Source organism: Microcoleus sp. D3_18_C2 (assembly GCF_036702395.1).
Taxonomy (GTDB): domain Bacteria; phylum Cyanobacteriota; class Cyanobacteriia; order Cyanobacteriales; family Microcoleaceae; genus Microcoleus.
This window is the reverse complement of record NZ_JAUBTG010000003.1, coordinates 62,042-78,525: the sequence shown is the minus strand read 5'-3', so window position 1 is coordinate 78,525 and position 16,484 is coordinate 62,042. Positions and strand designations below refer to the sequence as shown.

12 protein-coding genes and 1 pseudogene are annotated in these 16,484 nt (G+C 45.7%); 5 read left to right on the top strand and 8 right to left on the bottom strand.

Annotation, left to right across the window (positions count from 1 at the left end; genetic code table 11):
- Positions 1 to 149: 149 nt before the first annotated feature.
- From QUA88_RS02985 to QUA88_RS02975, 3 genes and pseudogenes are all read right to left on the bottom strand, one after another.
- A pseudogene (locus QUA88_RS02985) lies at positions 150 to 449 on the bottom strand (hypothetical protein); the annotation flags it as partial.
- 66 nt (positions 450 to 515) lie between these two features.
- Positions 516 to 1,460, bottom strand: a complete 945-nt coding sequence (locus QUA88_RS02980; protein WP_333262830.1) for a hypothetical protein — start codon at positions 1,458 to 1,460, stop codon at positions 516 to 518.
- 301 nt (positions 1,461 to 1,761) lie between these two features.
- The gene (locus QUA88_RS02975) at positions 1,762 to 2,067 is read right to left on the bottom strand and encodes a hypothetical protein (protein ID WP_333106907.1); all 306 of its coding nucleotides are present in this window, start codon (positions 2,065 to 2,067) and stop codon (positions 1,762 to 1,764) included.
- 85 nt (positions 2,068 to 2,152) lie between these two features.
- Here QUA88_RS02975 and proS point away from each other — a divergent pair, with 85 nt between their 5' ends.
- Together proS and QUA88_RS02965 are read left to right on the top strand one after the other, a co-directional pair.
- Complete coding sequence (proS, locus tag QUA88_RS02970) at positions 2,153 to 4,063, top strand: proline--tRNA ligase (protein WP_333052891.1); 1,911 nt, start codon at positions 2,153 to 2,155, stop codon at positions 4,061 to 4,063.
- A gap of 321 nt (positions 4,064 to 4,384) precedes the next feature.
- On the top strand, positions 4,385 to 7,354 hold the full coding sequence (locus QUA88_RS02965) for an adenylate/guanylate cyclase domain-containing protein (protein ID WP_333052890.1): 2,970 nt from the start codon (positions 4,385 to 4,387) through the stop codon (positions 7,352 to 7,354).
- A gap of 85 nt (positions 7,355 to 7,439) precedes the next feature.
- On the opposite strand, the gene rpmB is transcribed toward QUA88_RS02965, so the two are convergent.
- The 4 genes from rpmB to rppA all read right to left on the bottom strand — a co-directional run bounded on the left by rpmB (position 7,440) and on the right by rppA (position 12,257).
- A complete protein-coding gene (rpmB, locus tag QUA88_RS02960; protein ID WP_333052889.1) occupies positions 7,440 to 7,676 on the bottom strand; it encodes a 50S ribosomal protein L28 in 237 nt (78 codons plus the stop codon).
- Positions 7,677 to 7,824: 148 nt separating this feature from the next.
- Entirely contained in the window at positions 7,825 to 9,813 is a 1,989-nt protein-coding gene (htpG, locus tag QUA88_RS02955) for a molecular chaperone HtpG (protein WP_333052888.1), read from the bottom strand.
- A gap of 254 nt (positions 9,814 to 10,067) precedes the next feature.
- A complete protein-coding gene (rppB, locus tag QUA88_RS02950) occupies positions 10,068 to 11,405 on the bottom strand; it encodes a two-component system sensor histidine kinase RppB (RefSeq protein WP_333208634.1) in 1,338 nt (445 codons plus the stop codon).
- A gap of 162 nt (positions 11,406 to 11,567) precedes the next feature.
- Positions 11,568 to 12,257, bottom strand: coding sequence for a two-component system response regulator RppA (gene rppA / locus QUA88_RS02945; RefSeq protein ID WP_333208633.1), 690 nt, complete (start codon positions 12,255 to 12,257; stop codon positions 11,568 to 11,570).
- Between the two features lie 206 nt (positions 12,258 to 12,463).
- Here rppA and QUA88_RS02940 point away from each other — a divergent pair, with 206 nt between their 5' ends.
- From QUA88_RS02940 to QUA88_RS02930, 3 genes are all read left to right on the top strand, one after another.
- Positions 12,464 to 13,468, top strand: coding sequence for a multicopper oxidase domain-containing protein (locus QUA88_RS02940; RefSeq protein WP_333052885.1), 1,005 nt, complete (start codon positions 12,464 to 12,466; stop codon positions 13,466 to 13,468).
- A 164-nt stretch (positions 13,469 to 13,632) separates the two neighbouring features.
- Positions 13,633 to 14,853 carry a helix-hairpin-helix domain-containing protein gene (locus QUA88_RS02935; RefSeq protein ID WP_333270160.1) on the top strand — a complete coding sequence of 407 codons (1,221 nt, stop codon included), beginning with the start codon at positions 13,633 to 13,635 and terminating at the stop codon, positions 14,851 to 14,853.
- 104 nt (positions 14,854 to 14,957) lie between these two features.
- On the top strand, positions 14,958 to 15,884 hold the full coding sequence (locus QUA88_RS02930) for an FTR1 family protein (RefSeq protein ID WP_333270155.1): 927 nt from the start codon (positions 14,958 to 14,960) through the stop codon (positions 15,882 to 15,884).
- Positions 15,885 to 15,998: 114 nt separating this feature from the next.
- Here the strand turns inward: QUA88_RS02930 and QUA88_RS02925 are convergent, their stop codons facing one another.
- Positions 15,999 to 16,478: a hypothetical protein gene (locus QUA88_RS02925; RefSeq protein ID WP_333239864.1), complete on the bottom strand. Its 480-nt coding sequence runs from the start codon at positions 16,476 to 16,478 to the stop codon at positions 15,999 to 16,001.
- Positions 16,479 to 16,484: the final 6 nt, after the last annotated feature.

Here is a 16,484-nt window from a genome sequence, read left to right as displayed (position 1 = left end):
CGTCTAAAGTCAGAAATTAGTTTTCAAGGGATTAGTAGCAGCAGAGTTCGCATCAAAGTGGCAAGTTTGATGCGGGGGCTGCCACCCATTATCAATAGTAGTAAAGTAATTTTCGGCGCACCCTACATATCGTAGAGTACGCTACCGAGTTAGGATTCTGTTTGATTGTTAGGGTCAAAACGAGCTAGTAATTCCCGGCGTTCGAGATCCATACTCAGTCGCGCGATTTCAAGAAATTCTAGTTGAATCAAAGGCTCAATTATTTGGGCTAATTCTTCATCAATTTCGCCAAATCTTACTTGTAATATACTCTCAACATTCTGGCGTTTACCTTGCTGAATACCTTGCTCGATACTTTGCTGAATACCTTGCTCGATACCTCGCCGAGTTGCTTCTTCAAGCCGTTGTAAATAGAGCGGTGACAGTTCCATAATTAACTCCAGATTTTCTCGATATATAATAAATAGTAAAGTGATATTTAGCGCACCCTACCGATTGTAGAGTACGCTGCTGAGTTAGGATTCGGGTTGGTTTTTCGACGCATCAAAATGAGCTAGCAATTCAGAGCGATCGAGCTGCCTAATTAGTCGCGTGCGATCGAGGGGTTCTAGCTCAATCAAAGGCTCGATTATTTGGGTTAATTCTTCATCAATCTCGCCAAATTTTACTTGTAGCATACTCTCAACTATCAGGCGTTGAGCGCGCTGCATAGCTTGCTGCATACCTTGCTGAATACCTTGCTGCATACCTCGCTGAGTTGCATCTTCCAACCGTTGCAAGTAGAGGGGTGACAGTTCCATAATTAACTCCCGATCTTCTCGATCTATGTCTTGACGTACTTCTAATATCGTTCGCAAGTTGTACAACAATTCTAACGCATTCAACCGAAAGACATTATCTGAGGGTAACTCTCTCAATTCGGCAATAGCTTGCTTCTGCACGTTTCCCTTCCCTAAAACTCTCAGCCACAGGGTTTCTGGAGTCCGGGGGAGTTGGTGAATGGCAATAATCGCTGCTTTCAGAGATGGGCCCATAAAATAAACTCCACTTACCCAATTTTCCGGTTCGGGAATCGCTCGAAATCCAGCTAATATCGTGTCGGAAACAGTCGGCGACAGTATCCAAAGTTGGGGCAAGTCTGCCTCTGCAATCCGGGTATTTTCTCTAACTGCCGCGCGTTCAAATTCGCCGTGGATATCGAAGAGTTTGCCCAGACAACTGCGAATTTCTCCGATTTGGACGGGGCTGCGGAAGGGTTCAAATACAGCGGGTTTTGCTGCAATTTGACCCAAAATGCCGAGGGCTGTTGCTTCGACTTCCGGTTCTGCTTTCGGGGAAAATAAAACGTCAACCTGCCTTACTTCTCCAGCAACATCCCGGCTGGTTTCTACATTACCGAGAGGGGTTAATAGTTCTTTCAGATACTGTTTAGCAAATTGGTCGTGAATAAATCTGGTCATGCGATTTTAGATTTTAGATTTTAGATTTTAGATTGGGAATTAGTTACGGGATATGGGTTTGGCGCTTGCCTAAAGTTGCATTATTTTTTGAATCCGGTCAATCCATTTTAGATTTTAGATTTTAGATTTTAGATTGAAGCATTCATCCCACGGATAAATACGTTCGGCAAGTTTCATCGGATACAGGTTTTTTATTCCTGGACGGATGAATCACGTGGCGGGTATCCTGGATGCTGTCGGTCATTAGAATGTAATTGCGCGTCATTCAACAAACATGATATCGGGTGCGCCGCAGCCTAGGCTACGAATTTTTCCCGCAGCATTTACCCTCACAGTTGCGAATGCTGCGAATACAGCCGTACTCCTCGAAACGTTGACTGTGTTTGCGAACCGTAGGATAGGCAATTAAATATAATGGAATTCCGATTAGTTTGTAAAGCAATCGACCAGCAGCATGAACAATATCCCAAATTTCGCTTAAATTAGGTTCTCGAACAAATTCTCCTATTTCATCTTTTAAGGCAAGCCACTGAGATTGCACAGTAGGAGAGTGACAATTATCAAAGACTGCCATACCTTTTTCGTAGTTTTGCCAAATTTTATTCATATATTTAATCAAATCGGGCTTAGTTCTGATAATATCAGAAGTTGATCTAAAATTACACTCATCCGGTATTTTAAGGAAATCAGCCATGCGACTATCTCAAATGCTTTTTGTTACCCTGCGCGAAGACCCGGCAGAAGCAGAAATTCCCAGCCACAAACTATTACTCCGTGCCGGATACATCCGGCGCATCGGTAGCGGAATTTACGCTTATCTACCTTTAATGTGGCGAGTTCTCAAAAAAGTATCTCAAATTGTGCGCGAAGAAATGGACGCTACCGGCGCTCAAGAATGTCTCCTCCCGCAATTGCAACCGGCCGATTTGTGGCGGGAATCCGGCCGCTGGGATACCTACACTCAAGCTGAAGGTATTATGTTTGCCATGACAGATAGGCAGCAGCGAGAATTGGGACTGGGCCCAACTCACGAAGAAGTAATTACTACAATTGCTAAAGATATGATTCGTTCCTATCGGCAATTGCCTTTACATCTTTATCAAATTCAAACTAAGTTTCGCGATGAAATTCGCCCGCGTTTTGGGTTGATGCGCGGTCGCGAATTCATTATGAAAGATGGCTATTCTTTCCACACTAACGAAGAAAGTTTGAAAAAAACTTATCAGGATATGGCTCAAGCTTATAGCAATATGCTGCGCCGATCGGGCTTGCAATTCCGAGCAGTAGATGCTGATTCGGGAGCAATTGGCGGCTCTGGTTCTCAAGAGTTTATGGTGTTGGCTGAAGCGGGGGAAGATGAAGTTCTTTATACTGAAGATGGTCAGTATGCAGCTAATGTGGAAAAGGCTGTATCGATGCCTGCGGATGTGGAACCGTCGCCCTTTGCAACGTTTGAAAAGCGGGAAACGCCGGGAACTGAAACAATTGATAAACTTTGCAAATTTTTGAAATGTTCTCCGACGCAAGTTGTCAAAAATGTGCTTTACCAAGCTGTTTACGACAATGGCATCACAGTCTTGGTATTGGTAAGCATTCGCGGCGACCAAGATGTGAATCAGGTAAAGTTGCTGAATGAATTGACGAAGTTAGCGGGCAATTATCAAGCTAAAACTGTTTTATTTTTGACTGTTCCCGATGCGGAAGCTCAGCGGAAATGGGCGGCTAAATCTTTACCTCTGGGTTATATGGCTCCGGATCTTGCTGATGATTATATCGCCTCCAACCCCCCCCAACCCCCCCTTACCAAGGGGGGGCAAGAAGACTCAAATCCCCCCCTTACCAAGGGGGGGCAAGAAGACTCAAATCCCCCCCTTACCAAGGGGGGGCAAGGGGGGGTATCTCCCAAGTTTTTGCGTTTGGTCGATCGCACAGCAGTTGATCTGACAAACTTTGTCACTGGTTCAAACGAATCAGGATACCACGTTGTCGGGGCTAATTGGAACAAAGAATTTCCCCTGCCAGCAACGGTTGTAGGCGTCAGAACAGCTAAAAAGGGCGATCGGGCAGTGCACAACCCCGAACAAACCTTGGAAAGTGCCAGAGGCATCGAAGTCGGCCACATCTTCCAATTAGGAACCAAATACTCCCAAGCAATGGGCGCCACCTACACCAGCGAACAAGGCGAAGAAATGCCCTTTGTTATGGGCTGCTACGGCGTCGGCGTGTCGCGCCTAGCTCAATCGGCCGTAGAACAATCCTACGACAAAGACGGGATAATTTGGCCAGTGGCGATCGCGCCGTATCACGCCATCATTAGCATCCCCAATATTTCCGACGCCCAACAAGTAGAAGTCGCCGAAAAACTCTACGCACAACTCAACCAATCTGGCATTGAAACCTTGCTAGATGACCGTGACGAACGAGCCGGAGTTAAATTCAAAGATGCTGATTTAATCGGCATTCCCTATCGCATTGTTCCGGGCCGTTCGCTGAAAGCAGGAAAAGTTGAAGTTGTGGAAAGAGCCACTCACCAATCACATGAAATTCTCATTGATGAAGTAAATTCTACTTTAAAACAGTGGATTGAAGCCGCCATCAACTAAGCCTTTATAATTGGTAAGGTGCGCGCACCGCGCACCTACATTTAGGCTCGCAATGTGCCCGGTGTACACCCTACATTAGCTCCCCTCTTTCTCTTCCTTATTCCCTCTTCCTGACATCCGTTACATCCGTTATATCAAATCCGTTGGCATCAGAATTATTCATCTCTCTCTTCCCTTTCTCTGTATCCTCTGTGTCCTCTGCGGTTTCCTCATTCCGATACAACCGGAATTGATATTACATCCGTTACATCCCGTACATTGCTCGTTGCCGAACTTCCCTCTTCCTTGAGATGTGAAATCCCCTAAAACTTAAAACTCGGTATGAATCTGAACCTAAATCAGTTTCTGCGATTCCCTCAATCCCGAATTGGGCGGTACTTAGCCCAAGTAACTGTCGTTGCTGTCGCTTACGCCGTGGGGGCGAGGCTAGCAATTTCAATTCAAGGTGTTAGTCCCTTTGCTGCCTCGGTGTGGCCACCCGCAGGAATTGCACAAGCTGGACTTTTGTTGTTTGGGAGTAAAGTCTGGCCAGCCATAGTTTTGGGTACATTCCTGCTAAATTTTGTTAACCCAAATGAACAGATATTTGCGGTTTGGCTGGGAGGAAACGCCGGGGCAATTCTGCAAGCTGTTTTTGCAGTAACTGCCCTGCGCTGGATGGGGTTTCGTCCATCTCTCGATCGCTTGAAAGATGTAGTTAATTTAATCTTGTTTGGCGGTCTAATTTCTACTCAAATCAGTTGTACGATTGGCGCGTTTTCCCTATATTTAGCGGGGAAAGTAGATAGGACAGAATATTGGTCGCTTCGGTGGGATTGGTGGTTGGGAGACACAATGGGAGTTTTAATTTTAACTCCCTTAATCCTAATATTTTTTCGCCCTAAAGTAACCGCCGAGCGTTTAAAAAGACAAACAGGCAGCCAGCAAAAATATTTAATTTGGCGGGCAGTATGGTTATTATTATTAATTGGGGTGAGCTGGCTGGTCTTTGTGTCGAAAACTGAAGCTTCTATTTCTAGTTATCCCCTGGAATATTTGCCGTTTCCTTTCATAATTTGGTCGGCGCTCCAATTCGGTCAACGAGCCGCTGTCCTAGCATCGTTCATTGTCTCAAGCATCGCAATTATGGGCAGTTCTCAGGGAGGGGGGCCGTTCATAGCCAAAGCCGAAAATATCACTCAGGCTATCTTATTTTTGCAAGCTTTTATGGCTGTAGTTACAATTACATCGCTGTTATTGGCAGCGACGGTAGCTGAACGCGCCGAGGCAGAAAATTCGCTGCGAGAAAGCGAAATTAAATATCGAGAATTGGTGGAAAATGCAAGCAGCATTATTCTGAAATTGGATGCTGACGGCAATATTACTTTTTTTAACGAATTTGCTGAAATATTCTTTGGCTACACTCAGGAAGAAGTCATTGGTAAAAATGCAATGGGAACAATTCTTCCGCAGACAGACATCGAAGGGAATAACTTACAGTTGGTTTATAATGAAATTTTACAAAATCCCGATCGCTTTACCAGCTATGAAAATGAAAACCTCCGACGCCGTGGCGATCGCGTTTGGGTATCTTGGGCAAATAAACCGCTGGTTAATTCAGCGGGAGAAATCCTGGGCATCCTCTGCATCGGCACAGATATCACCGCTCGCCGAAAAGCTGAAATAGCGCTGCTTCATCTGAATGAAAAGCTGGAAATCCGAGTTGAAGAGCGGACAAATGCCCTGAAACAAAGCGAACTTCAGCTACAGAAACAGAAATCGGCCTTAATTGATTTAGCCAAAAATAAAGCGCTGAATCAAGGCGACTTAACAAAGGCGCTTCAAGAAATAACTGAAACTGCTAGCCGTACTCTGGAAGTTGCCCGATCGAGCGTATGGCTGTACGATCGCACTAAATCCAAGATCGAGTGCCTGGATTTGTTCGATCGCGCTGTCAACCAGCACTCAGACGGTTTGCAATTAGCAGAAGCAGACTATCCTGTCTATTTCCAAGCACTGCGAGAAGAACGCGCAATTGCTGCCTTTGACGCGCAAAACGATTTTAGAACTAGAGAATTTGCGGAATCTTACCTACTTCCGTTCGGCATCACTTCCATGCTAGATACGCCGATTCAAATAGGCGGAGAAACAGCCGGAGTTCTCTGTTTAGAACACGTAGGAATGCCCCGCCGTTGGACTATTGAAGAACAAAGTTTCGCTGTTTCTCTAGCAGACTCTGTAACTTTCGCAATGGAAGCGCGAGAACGCCAGCGCGCTGAAGAAGCGCTGCGACAAGCTGAGGCAAAATACCGCAGCATTTTTGAAAATGCGATCGTCGGCATCTTTCAAACTACTCCCGATGGGGAATATCTCAGCGTCAACCCTGCTTTAATTCGTATTTACGGTTATAGTTCCTTTGAAGAGTTGAAGGGAACTTTAACTAATATTAACCGCCAGCTATATGTATGCCCAGAACGCCGCGCCGAAGTCATTAATTTAATGCGAAAAAACGGCAAAGTATCAGATTTTGAGTCTCAAGTTTACCGCCAAGATGGCAGTATAATTTGGATTGCGGAGAATGCTTATACTGTCTGCGACAGACATGGAAATTTGCTTTATTACGAAGGTACTGTTCAAGATATCACAACTCGCAAACAAGCTGAGGCAGCTTTGCGCTTAGAACAAGAAAAATCTGACCGTCTCCTGCTCAATGTTTTACCGCAAGCGATCGCCGATAGATTAAAACAAGACCAAAGCATCATCGCCGATACTTTTTCCGAAGTAACAGTATTGTTTGCAGATATAGTCGGTTTTACCCAAATTAGTTCCCAAATTTCTCCCCCGGAATTAGTTTCCTTGCTTAACGATATTTTTTCCACCTTCGATCGCCTAGCAGAAAGGCACGGTTTGGAAAAAATTAAGACGATTGGCGACGCTTACATGGTAGTAGGAGGGCTGCCCATGCCCCGCAGCGATCATGCAGAGGCGATCGCCCAAATGGCCCTCGATATGCAGCAGGCAATTACTGACTTCAGCAATCTCCACAATCAAGATTTTAGCATCAGAATCGGCATTAACACCGGCCCGGTTGTCGCGGGAGTTATTGGAATTAAAAAATTTATTTACGATTTATGGGGAGACACCGTTAACACCGCTTCCCGCATGGAATCCCACGGCTTGCCGGGGTGCATTCAAGTCACCTCTGCAATTTATGATATATTGCAGGACAAGTATGTATTTGAAAGTCGCGGCGCGATCGAAGTTAAAGGCAAAGGCCAGATGACTACTTATTTACTCAAATGCAGACAGTGACTTTAGTAAAGGTTTTTCTCTAAAAGTAAGGGCGATCGCACTCTCAAATGTGCGATCGCCCTTACTTTTACGCTAGCCAAGTTTTTTAAAGCTTGTACAGGTTAATTCCAGCTTCCTTCGCCATGATTTCCAAACCCTTGTTTTGCAAGGTTTTAATCGCCTTTGTAGAAAGATGCAATTTTACCCAGCGCTTCTCCTGCGGCCACCACACCCGCTTCCACTGCAAATTTGCCTCTTGCAACTTGTGAGTGCGGTGGTGCGAGTGAGAAACTGCAAAACCGTTATTAGCCTTCTTCCCCGTTAGCTGACATTTCCGTGACATACTTCCCTCCAGATTACCGTTTTTTTGCGTGCAGCCTCTCATTATACCCGAAGGAAGAAGGAACAAGGAAGAAGGCTTGACTTATCCCTTTACCAATAGAAATAAACTCTTACTCCCCCCCTTAGCAAGGGGGGGTTGGGGGGGGTAATTACATGGCACGTTCAGTCAATTTTGTCAAGACTTGATTCGATCGCTCGACAAAATCCTTCATCCCTTCAGCATCGAAACCCTTCTGGGCCATCAAAGCCAAGTCGTAAACGTGGTGACAAATCATACTCGCCAACTGGGCCGACGGAGACTCGCCGCCACCTTGAATAATCGCACCCTGACTCAAACTCGCCAGATTTTGAATCAGCGGGTGAGACGTATTCACCAGCAAAACGTGATCTTCGGGGAATTCGGCCGCTTGCTGCTGCAACAGCGCAGTCATGTCGCGCATCCGGCGCAAAGCTTCCGGCAAAAGTACGATCGCAGGTGGCGTCGCCTCCGCAGAGTCAGACTTCAAAGCTTCTGTGCGAATGTTCACTTTCGGCTTATTGAGAGCTTTTTGGAACATTTCCTTAACTTGTTCGCTGCGAGTTTTATTCGTCGCCGGATCGACAATTTCCGCTTCTTTCTCTTTGTCAATTAGCGTTTCATCGATGTCGGAATCAACCCGCGAGAATTTGACATCTGAGTGTTCTCGTTCCAAGAAGCTGATAAAGTGCGTGTCGATGAAAGAATCCATAAACAGCACTTCTAAACCTTGGCTTTTGTGCATAGCAACGTAAGTTGCTTGAGACGCCGGATCTGTACAATAAAACACACGATTTTCGTGGCGTTTTTGATTGCGTTCCAAATACTCTTTTAAAGTCGTGTAAGGCTGGGTGGAACTAGAATTTTCCGACTTCGGAGTGACATCTTGCCACAAATCTCCTTCCTCTGTTTGCACCTGAACTTCTGGCGTTACAGTTTCTGGATTCTCGGCTGTTGGTTCGTAGGTGCTGCGGTAGATTAAAATATCTTCGACTTGCTTTTTGAACTTGTCATCGTTGAGAGTTCCAAACTTGACAAAAGTGCCGATATCTTGCCAGCAACGGATGTATTCGTTGCGGTCGTCGCGGTAGAGTTCTTTCAGGCGATCGCCCACTTTTTTCGCAATATAATCAGCGATTCTCCGCACAGTGCGATTGCTTTGCAAAGAACTGCGAGAAACGTTCAGGGGAATGTCGGTACTGTCAATAACTCCCCGCAGCGGCATCAAGAATTTCGGGATAATTTCTTCGCAGTGGTCGCTGACAAAAACCTGGTTGCAGAATAGCTTAATATTGCCTTGGGTAACATCGACATCCGGCCGCAATTTGGGAAAGAAAAGAATCCCGTTGACAATAAAAGGATAATCTGTATTCAGGTGTACCCACAGCAGAGGCTCGTCTTGGTACGGGTAAAGGTAACGGTACAGTTCTAAGTAATCTTCTTTTTGCAAATTGCTGGCTGATTCCCGCCAAATTGCTTTGTGCTTGTTGAGTTCCTCTCCCTCAAATTTGATGGGAACGGGCATGAAATCGCAGTAAGTTTTGATTAACTGCCTAATCCGACTGGGTTCTAGATATTCTTGTTCTTCATCTTGGAGGGTAAGAGTAATAGTAGTACCGCGTTCCGTGCGGGAAGATTCTGATAGTTCAAAAGCGGGAGAACCGTCGCAAGACCAGTGTACGGCTTGGGCTCCTTCCTGGTAAGAAAGAGTATCAATGTCTACTTTCTTCGCCACCATGAAAGAAGAGTAGAAACCGAGACCGAAGTGACCGATAATTGCGTCCTCGCCGCTGCCTTGGTATTTTTCAATAAATTCTTCTGCGCTGGAGAAAGCGACTTGGTTGATGTATTTTTTTACCTCGTCGGCGGTCATGCCGATGCCGTTATCGGAAATTGAGAGGGTTTTGTTTTCTTTGTCGATCGCTATGTTGATTTGCGGTTCGCCCACCTCGCCGCTGTATTCGCCGGAACGAGAAACCATTTTGAGTTTGGCAATGGCATCGACGGCGTTAGAAATTAGTTCCCGCAAGAAGACTTCGTGGTCAGTGTATAACGACTTCTTGATAATCGGGAAAATATTTTCGGTATGGATTGAGATTGTTCCCTGTTCTAAAACTGTCATAATTTTTCTCTGTGATGACTGCTAATTGCTTAGAAATAGCTATTTAATGATTTTCGGCGATCGTGCTACGTTTTGCCGAAGGGATTACCACAAAAAGATGATTCGGTTTTCCCCACATCTTGCACAATTCTCAATAAGCCTTTGACGGGCGGGCTTTCCGGCCTACCCCACAAGATAATTTACTCTTTGTGGAACAGGCCGAAAAGCCTGTTCTCGATCGTGGTGCAAGATGTCAGTTGCCCTCACATAGTAGCTCACAAAGGCAACTGCAGGAGAAAGGTGCTGCCGGAACCCAATTCGCTGCGGGCGCTGAGGCTGCCGCGGTGTGCGCGGGCGATGGTTTGGGCGATCGCCAATCCCAGTCCCGAACCGCCTGTATGGCGCGATCGATCGCTGTTAACTCGGTAAAATCGATCGAATATTCGCTCTAAATCTGCCGCCGCTATCCCAATACCGGTATCTTGAACCTGAACGATCGCCTCGATGTGATTGCAATCTAAAATAACTGTTACTTTCCCGCCCGCCGGAGTGTATTGAATGGCATTAACAATTAAATTAGCAACTAGGCGATAAAGTTGGTCGGAATTGCCGACAACATTTAACTGCTGCTGTACGCGCATTTCGGATGTTAGCGCTACCTTTGAGGCGATCGCCAAAGCGGCCAATTCCTCTATTAAATCGCTAACAAGGTCATTCAAACAACACAATTGAGGGCGATCGCGTATCACTTGATTATCCATGCGAGCCAGCAGCAGCAAATCAGCCACTAACTGAGTCAGTCGTCGGTTTTGGCGATCGATCGTCCGCAAAATTTCCTGCGCCTCTTTTTCATCCAATTGAGGCGTCAACAGCGCCGATTCTACAGTCGCCTGCGAAGCCGCTAAAGGCGTCCGCAATTCGTGAGCAGCATCCGCTGTAAACTGTTGGATTTGTCGGTAGGAAGCATAAATCGGTTTCATGGCTAATCCTGCCAGCCACCAACTAGCAAAGCCTATCAAAATCAATGCTGTAGGCAATCCTAATTTCAAAACCCATTTCACTGTACTGAGATAATCGTTGAAGTCTTCCAAGCTCCGCCCAACTTGAAAATATCCCCAATCTTCCTGATTATTGGTGTGCAGCAATACAGAAATTTGGTGATAAATATTGCCTTGGCTGTCAGTGATTGTTTGCCAATGTTGTGAGTTAAATGTCGGTGGCAATTCTTCGGGATAAGCGCCTGCTGTAGCAATCAAATTTCCTGAATTATCAAATAAACGGATATAGTAAAAGCTTTGGTTTATAGCGCTTAAAATATGGCGATCGGGCAACTGTTCTTTATCTTTAATGCCGTTAACTCCAATTACGCGGAGGTTGGGCAAAAGATCATTGACTATTGGTTCTAGGCGTCCGGGCTGCTGCAATTTTGTTTCTAGGCTGTCGTGTAGCGTCCCCGCTACCGATTCTAATTCGCGGTCTATGGCTACCCAGTGAGCGTGGGCGATCGCCTCGTATACGCCCAATCCCAGCAAGCTTAAAATCAAACCCATTACTGCTGCATAGGAAAGGGCTAATTGCCAGCGAGTTCGGTTAAATAGTTTATTTTGATTCATTTTTCATAACTTAAGCTGTCAGTCAAACAGTCCGCCAGGGAATGAATTCCCTGGCTAATAGTTAAAGTCCTCTAAAGAGGACTAAAGAACTCATTAGTCCTCTTTAGAGGACTTTAGCTTTGAGGCCGGGAATTCATTCCCTGCCGGAGTATCGGTTTTACTTTAATTTCTCATGCGGTATCCGACGCCGTGAACGGTTTCTATTAAATTAGCGCCGCCAACAGACTCAAGTTTGCGCCGCAGCAAGCGCACTTGAGCTGCTACCACATTGCTAAAGGTATCTGCACTCGCTTCCCATAGCTGATTCCGAATTTGGTCGGTGGTGACAATTTGGTTCGGATGTTTCATAAAATATTCTAGCAGTTGAAATTCTTTGTTTGTCAGTGAAATTATCTGATTTTTGCCGTGGGTATCGACATGACAAGCAGTGCGATTTCCGCAGTCGAGAACGAGATTCCCTACCTGTCTATGTTGTGGTTGAATTTGGGGCGATCGCCTTTGCAAAGCCCGCAATCTTGCTAACAGTTCCGCCATCCCGAACGGCTTGACTAAATAATCGTCAGCTCCGGCATCTAGTCCCGCAACTTTATCTTCCATTCGGTCTTTTGCTGTCAGCATCAATACGGGCAGGGCGCTATGTTTAGCACGCAATCTCCGCAGCAGTTCCAATCCTGACAATCCTGGTAGCAACCAGTCAAAAATAGCGAGGGTGTATTGCGTCCACTGGCTGTCTAAATATTCCCAAGCTTCACTGCCATCGAGGGCCCAATCAACTATATATTTTTCCTGCTTTAAGGTTCGCTCGATCGCTTTCCCTAAATCTGGCTCATCTTCAACTAGCAAAACTCTCATAACTCTAATTTATAGCGGTAAATCTTTATACATTGTTAGCGATCGGCAGCATCTACCCCAACATCTAACATCACATACTGAGATGAAATCAGCATGAAATTTTCTAATTTCGCAGAAAAAAAGGACTGTTGACAATTATTGACAACAAGCGGGAAATGTCTTATACTCAAACCCAATCAAATTTTTGAGAATATTTTTCAATAACTATGACAGATTTATCCGATCGTCCCCCCATGAAAAAGCCGGGGCGCTGGAGTCGCCGCCAACTGCTACAGCTAGGAATAGCTGGGGCTGGGGTAGCGGGGGGCGCGATCGCACTTCAACACTTGACTCGCAAACCGACATCAGTCGCGAGAATACCGCCCATGCCTGCAGATGCAGTCACCATCAGCAATATCAACCCCATGCAAATTGCGCGGGATTTTGATTACGGCACGGTGACGCGCGAAAACGGGCGCACGGTTCGGGAATTTCGCCTAGAAGCTAATACTTCGATCGTCCAACTCAACAGCGCCGTCACCTTCAACACCTGGAACGTGAACAATCGCGTGCCGGGGCCGACATTGAGGGCAACTGAGGGCGATCGTATCCGCGTCATTTTTTATAACAAAGCCGCAGATTCTCATTCGCTGCACTTTCACGGCGTTCATACCAGCGAAATGGATGGCGTTAAACCAGTGAAACACGGTTCGGTATTTATTTATGAATTCGATGCCAATCCCTACGGAGTGCATCTTTATCACTGCCATATTGAACCCGTAACTCGTCATATAGGTAAAGGACTCTATGGAATGTTCATCATAGATCCGCCAAAACCCCGTCCTCCCGCAGATGAAATCATGTTAATCATGGGAGGATACGATGTAAACGACGACAAAAAAAACGAACTATACGCTTTTAACGGGTTGCCCAATTATTACATGAACAACCCGATCCCTATTTACAGAAATCAGCTAATCCGGCTTTACGTTCTCAACATAATTGAGTACGAAGCGGCAGTGACTTTTCACCTGCACGCCAACTTTTTTGACGTATATCGCACGGGAATGACTTTGACTCCCAGTGAAAGAACCGATGTAATCACAATGGGAGTAGCTGAAAGACATATCTTAGAATTTACCTACGGCTACGCTGGAAAATTTATGTTTCATCCCCATCAAGATGATATCGCCGAAGCAGGCTGCATGGGGGTATTTGAAGTCATCACTTAAACCAAATCCTGCTACCACGGTGCGGCGATTCAAATAAAGAAAGTATGAAATTATTTGACAAGCTCGATCGCAAATAGGTAGAATGAATAGCTCGCAAATAATTGAGAATCTTTCTTAATAACTTGTGAGGCCAAATGCACATAACGTAAAAATTAGCAACAGCCATGTTATCAACATTTCGTTTATTACTCACATCTTGCACCATTCTTAAGAACAGGCAAGGTGCCTGTTCCACAAACAATGACTTTTCTTGTGGGGTGCGCGTCCCCAAGAACAGGCAAGATGCCTGTTCCACAAACAATGACTTTTCTTGTGGGGTGGGCGTCTCGCCCGCCCGTAGCAGGGTTGCTGCAAATGTTGCAAGATATCGTTTATTACCTACAGCAACCGCTACAGCCATCCTCGTTGCTCTGACCGGTTGCGCTTCCACCCCCACAGCCAGCAACACCGACAGCACCGCCTCACCCGCTGCTACAGCCAGTCCCGCCTCCACAAGCGGTCACAGCGGGAATCACGGCGGCAAAGGCGGCATCAACATCAATACTGCCATTCCTTCAGAGTTAGATAAACTCGAAGCCAAGTTAGGAGTACCGGCACTTTCTAACAAAATTCAAGCCAGCCGTCCTTACGGGAAAGTCGAAGAATTGGTATCAAAAAATGTCATTACTCAACCCCAATTCGACGAAATCAAAGACATGGTGACTATTGAAGATGTCGTCCTCACCGGTGAAGCCAAAGATGTAGACTTCATGACTAACATGGGATTGATGAAAGGGCATCTTATGGTAGCAAAAGAACTCTTGGAGCAAGGCAAACCAGACCAGGCAGAACCTCACATCGGGCATCCAGTCGAAGAAATTTATGCCAATGTCGAAAATCAGCTAAACGAGCGTAAAATTCCCGAATTTAAGACTACTCTAACTAAATTGCAGGATTTAGTTAAAGCGGGTGCAAAAGATCCGGCTCAAGTGAATGCACAATTTGACACATCAATGCAAGCAGTTGACGGAGCAATTGCCACCCTCCCCGAAGCGCAGCGAAAAGATCCGAAATTCGTGCTGCAAGTGATTAACGGCTTGCTAGATACAGCTAATTCCGAATACGCAGCGGCAGTTGCTAACGGCAAAATTTCCGCAATTATTGAATACCAAGATTCGCGGGGTTTTGTCATGTACGCGGAAATGCTGTACAAAGATATTGCCGCTCAATTGGCTAAAACCAGCCCGGAAATTGACAAAGCAATTGTTGCCAACATGACGGAACTGAAGGCAAATTGGCCAACTGCGATCGCACCCCCCGCCCCAGTTAAAACAACCGAACAAGTCAACCAGCTAGTTAAAAAGATCGAAAGCGACAGCCAAAAAGTTCTCAAACCCGCATCTTAAAAACATTACTCCCATCAACAGCGGTAATTGGTAAATAATCTGCCAATTACCTCGCTCCTTAACCAGTCCCATTCCCACCATAAAAAAGGAATTTTGGCGAAGCATTGCCCACCTTTGTAATTACTCTCCGCGAAGGAGTCGAAGCCGCCTTAGTTGTCCGAATCGTTCTCGCTTGCCTCAAAAAATCAGGACAAAGTTATTTAAGTCCTTGGGTTTTCGGCGGCGTTGGCGTTGGACTTATTGCCAGTGCTTTGATAGGTGTAATGTTCGGCTGGACAATTCAAATTTTGTCCGCATCCAATCAGCCTTTTGCACCGATTATGGAATCGCTGCTAGAGGCAACCTTTGGAGTTTTAGCGATCGCAATGCTGAGCTGGATGCTGATTTGGATGACCAAGCAAGCGCGATTTATGAAAGCCGAAGTAGAAGGTGCTGTGAGTGCCGCCTTAACGCAAAACTCTCATGCTGGCTGGGGCGTATTTAGTTTAGTTTTTATTGCCGTTTTGCGCGAAGGGTTTGAAACTGTTTTGTTTGTCGTCGCCAAGTTTCAACAAGGCATTATTCCGGCGATCGGCGCTTGGGCGGGCATTCTCTCAGCCACCGGACTTGGTGTTCTGCTGTTTAAATGGGGAGTCAAAATTAATATCCGCCTGTTTTTCAAATATATGGGCATTTTATTGCTTTTCATAGTAGCAGGTTTAGTGGTATCTACTTTGGGGCTTTTTGACAGCGCGGTGAATATTTTATCGCAATCAAATCGCGAATCAGCATCACTGTGTTTCTATTACGAAAGATTTACTAAAATCCACTCTTGCATTCTCGGGCCAATGGTCTGGAATACCTCAAAACTGCTTCCCGAAGAAAAGTTTCCCGGTTTGTTGTTGAGTGCGTTGTTTGGCTACACGGATAAGCTCTATGTCATGCAGGCGATCGCCTATTTCGTCTTTTTAATTACCGTCGGTGGCATCTACTTCCAAAGTCTGGCAGGTCGAGTGTTTTTCCCGTTCAAAAAAACACAGGAAACGAAATAGGAAATAAAGTGCGATCGAAACGCGATCGGCTTTTTAGCGGAAATGCAAGAGGCAGTTGTTTGTTGCTAATAATTAATGCGCCCATAAGTTAGAGCGCATTAGGAAATCAGCCATCTATTGATTGAAGGTAAAACGCCCGTCAACTTTTTCTCCGTTAATATCCGCAGTCACTTTTACTGGATACTGACCGGGTTCATTGCCGGGAAACAACACAGCGTAATGTTTGCCCTCAGCATCATACTTGAGAGCTAGGGTTTGCTGCTTTCCACTCGGCAACTGCACTTGAGCCGTCACTTTCGCGTTAGCAACTGGTTCCTTTTTCTCTCCTTTTTGCAAAAAAACATCTAAATGAGTTCCGGTAGCTTCTTTGTAAGGTACAAACTCTAAATGGTAAGCTCCAGACTCCACAACTTGCCCCCCTTGAGTTGCTTTTCCAGGAGCAGTGGCGGGAGGCGAAGACGCAGGTTGAGAGGCGACAGGAGGGGATGCTGGAGTGGTATTTGGATCGCTTGCTTGGTTATCGTTACTGCAAGCTCCCAAAAACAGCAATCCAACACTACCTAGAACAATTAAATTTGACTTAAGCGATTTCATTTGTTT

Bases quoted from the DNA above. Each gene is read 5' to 3' on its own strand.
- QUA88_RS02980 (WP_333262830.1), bottom strand. From the start codon at position 1,460: ATGACCAGATTTATTCACGACCAATTTGCTAAACAGTATCTGAAAGAA.
- QUA88_RS02975 (WP_333106907.1), bottom strand. From the start codon at position 2,067: ATGAATAAAATTTGGCAAAACTACGAAAAAGGTATGGCAGTCTTTGAT.
- proS (WP_333052891.1), top strand. From the start codon at position 2,153: ATGCGACTATCTCAAATGCTTTTTGTTACCCTGCGCGAAGACCCGGCA.
- QUA88_RS02965 (WP_333052890.1), top strand. From the start codon at position 4,385: ATGAATCTGAACCTAAATCAGTTTCTGCGATTCCCTCAATCCCGAATT.
- rpmB (WP_333052889.1), bottom strand. From the start codon at position 7,676: ATGTCACGGAAATGTCAGCTAACGGGGAAGAAGGCTAATAACGGTTTT.
- htpG (WP_333052888.1), bottom strand. From the start codon at position 9,813: ATGACAGTTTTAGAACAGGGAACAATCTCAATCCATACCGAAAATATT.
- rppB (WP_333208634.1), bottom strand. From the start codon at position 11,405: ATGAATCAAAATAAACTATTTAACCGAACTCGCTGGCAATTAGCCCTT.
- rppA (WP_333208633.1), bottom strand. From the start codon at position 12,257: ATGAGAGTTTTGCTAGTTGAAGATGAGCCAGATTTAGGGAAAGCGATC.
- QUA88_RS02940 (WP_333052885.1), top strand. From the start codon at position 12,464: ATGACAGATTTATCCGATCGTCCCCCCATGAAAAAGCCGGGGCGCTGG.
- QUA88_RS02935 (WP_333270160.1), top strand. From the start codon at position 13,633: ATGTTATCAACATTTCGTTTATTACTCACATCTTGCACCATTCTTAAG.
- QUA88_RS02925 (WP_333239864.1), bottom strand. From the start codon at position 16,478: ATGAAATCGCTTAAGTCAAATTTAATTGTTCTAGGTAGTGTTGGATTG.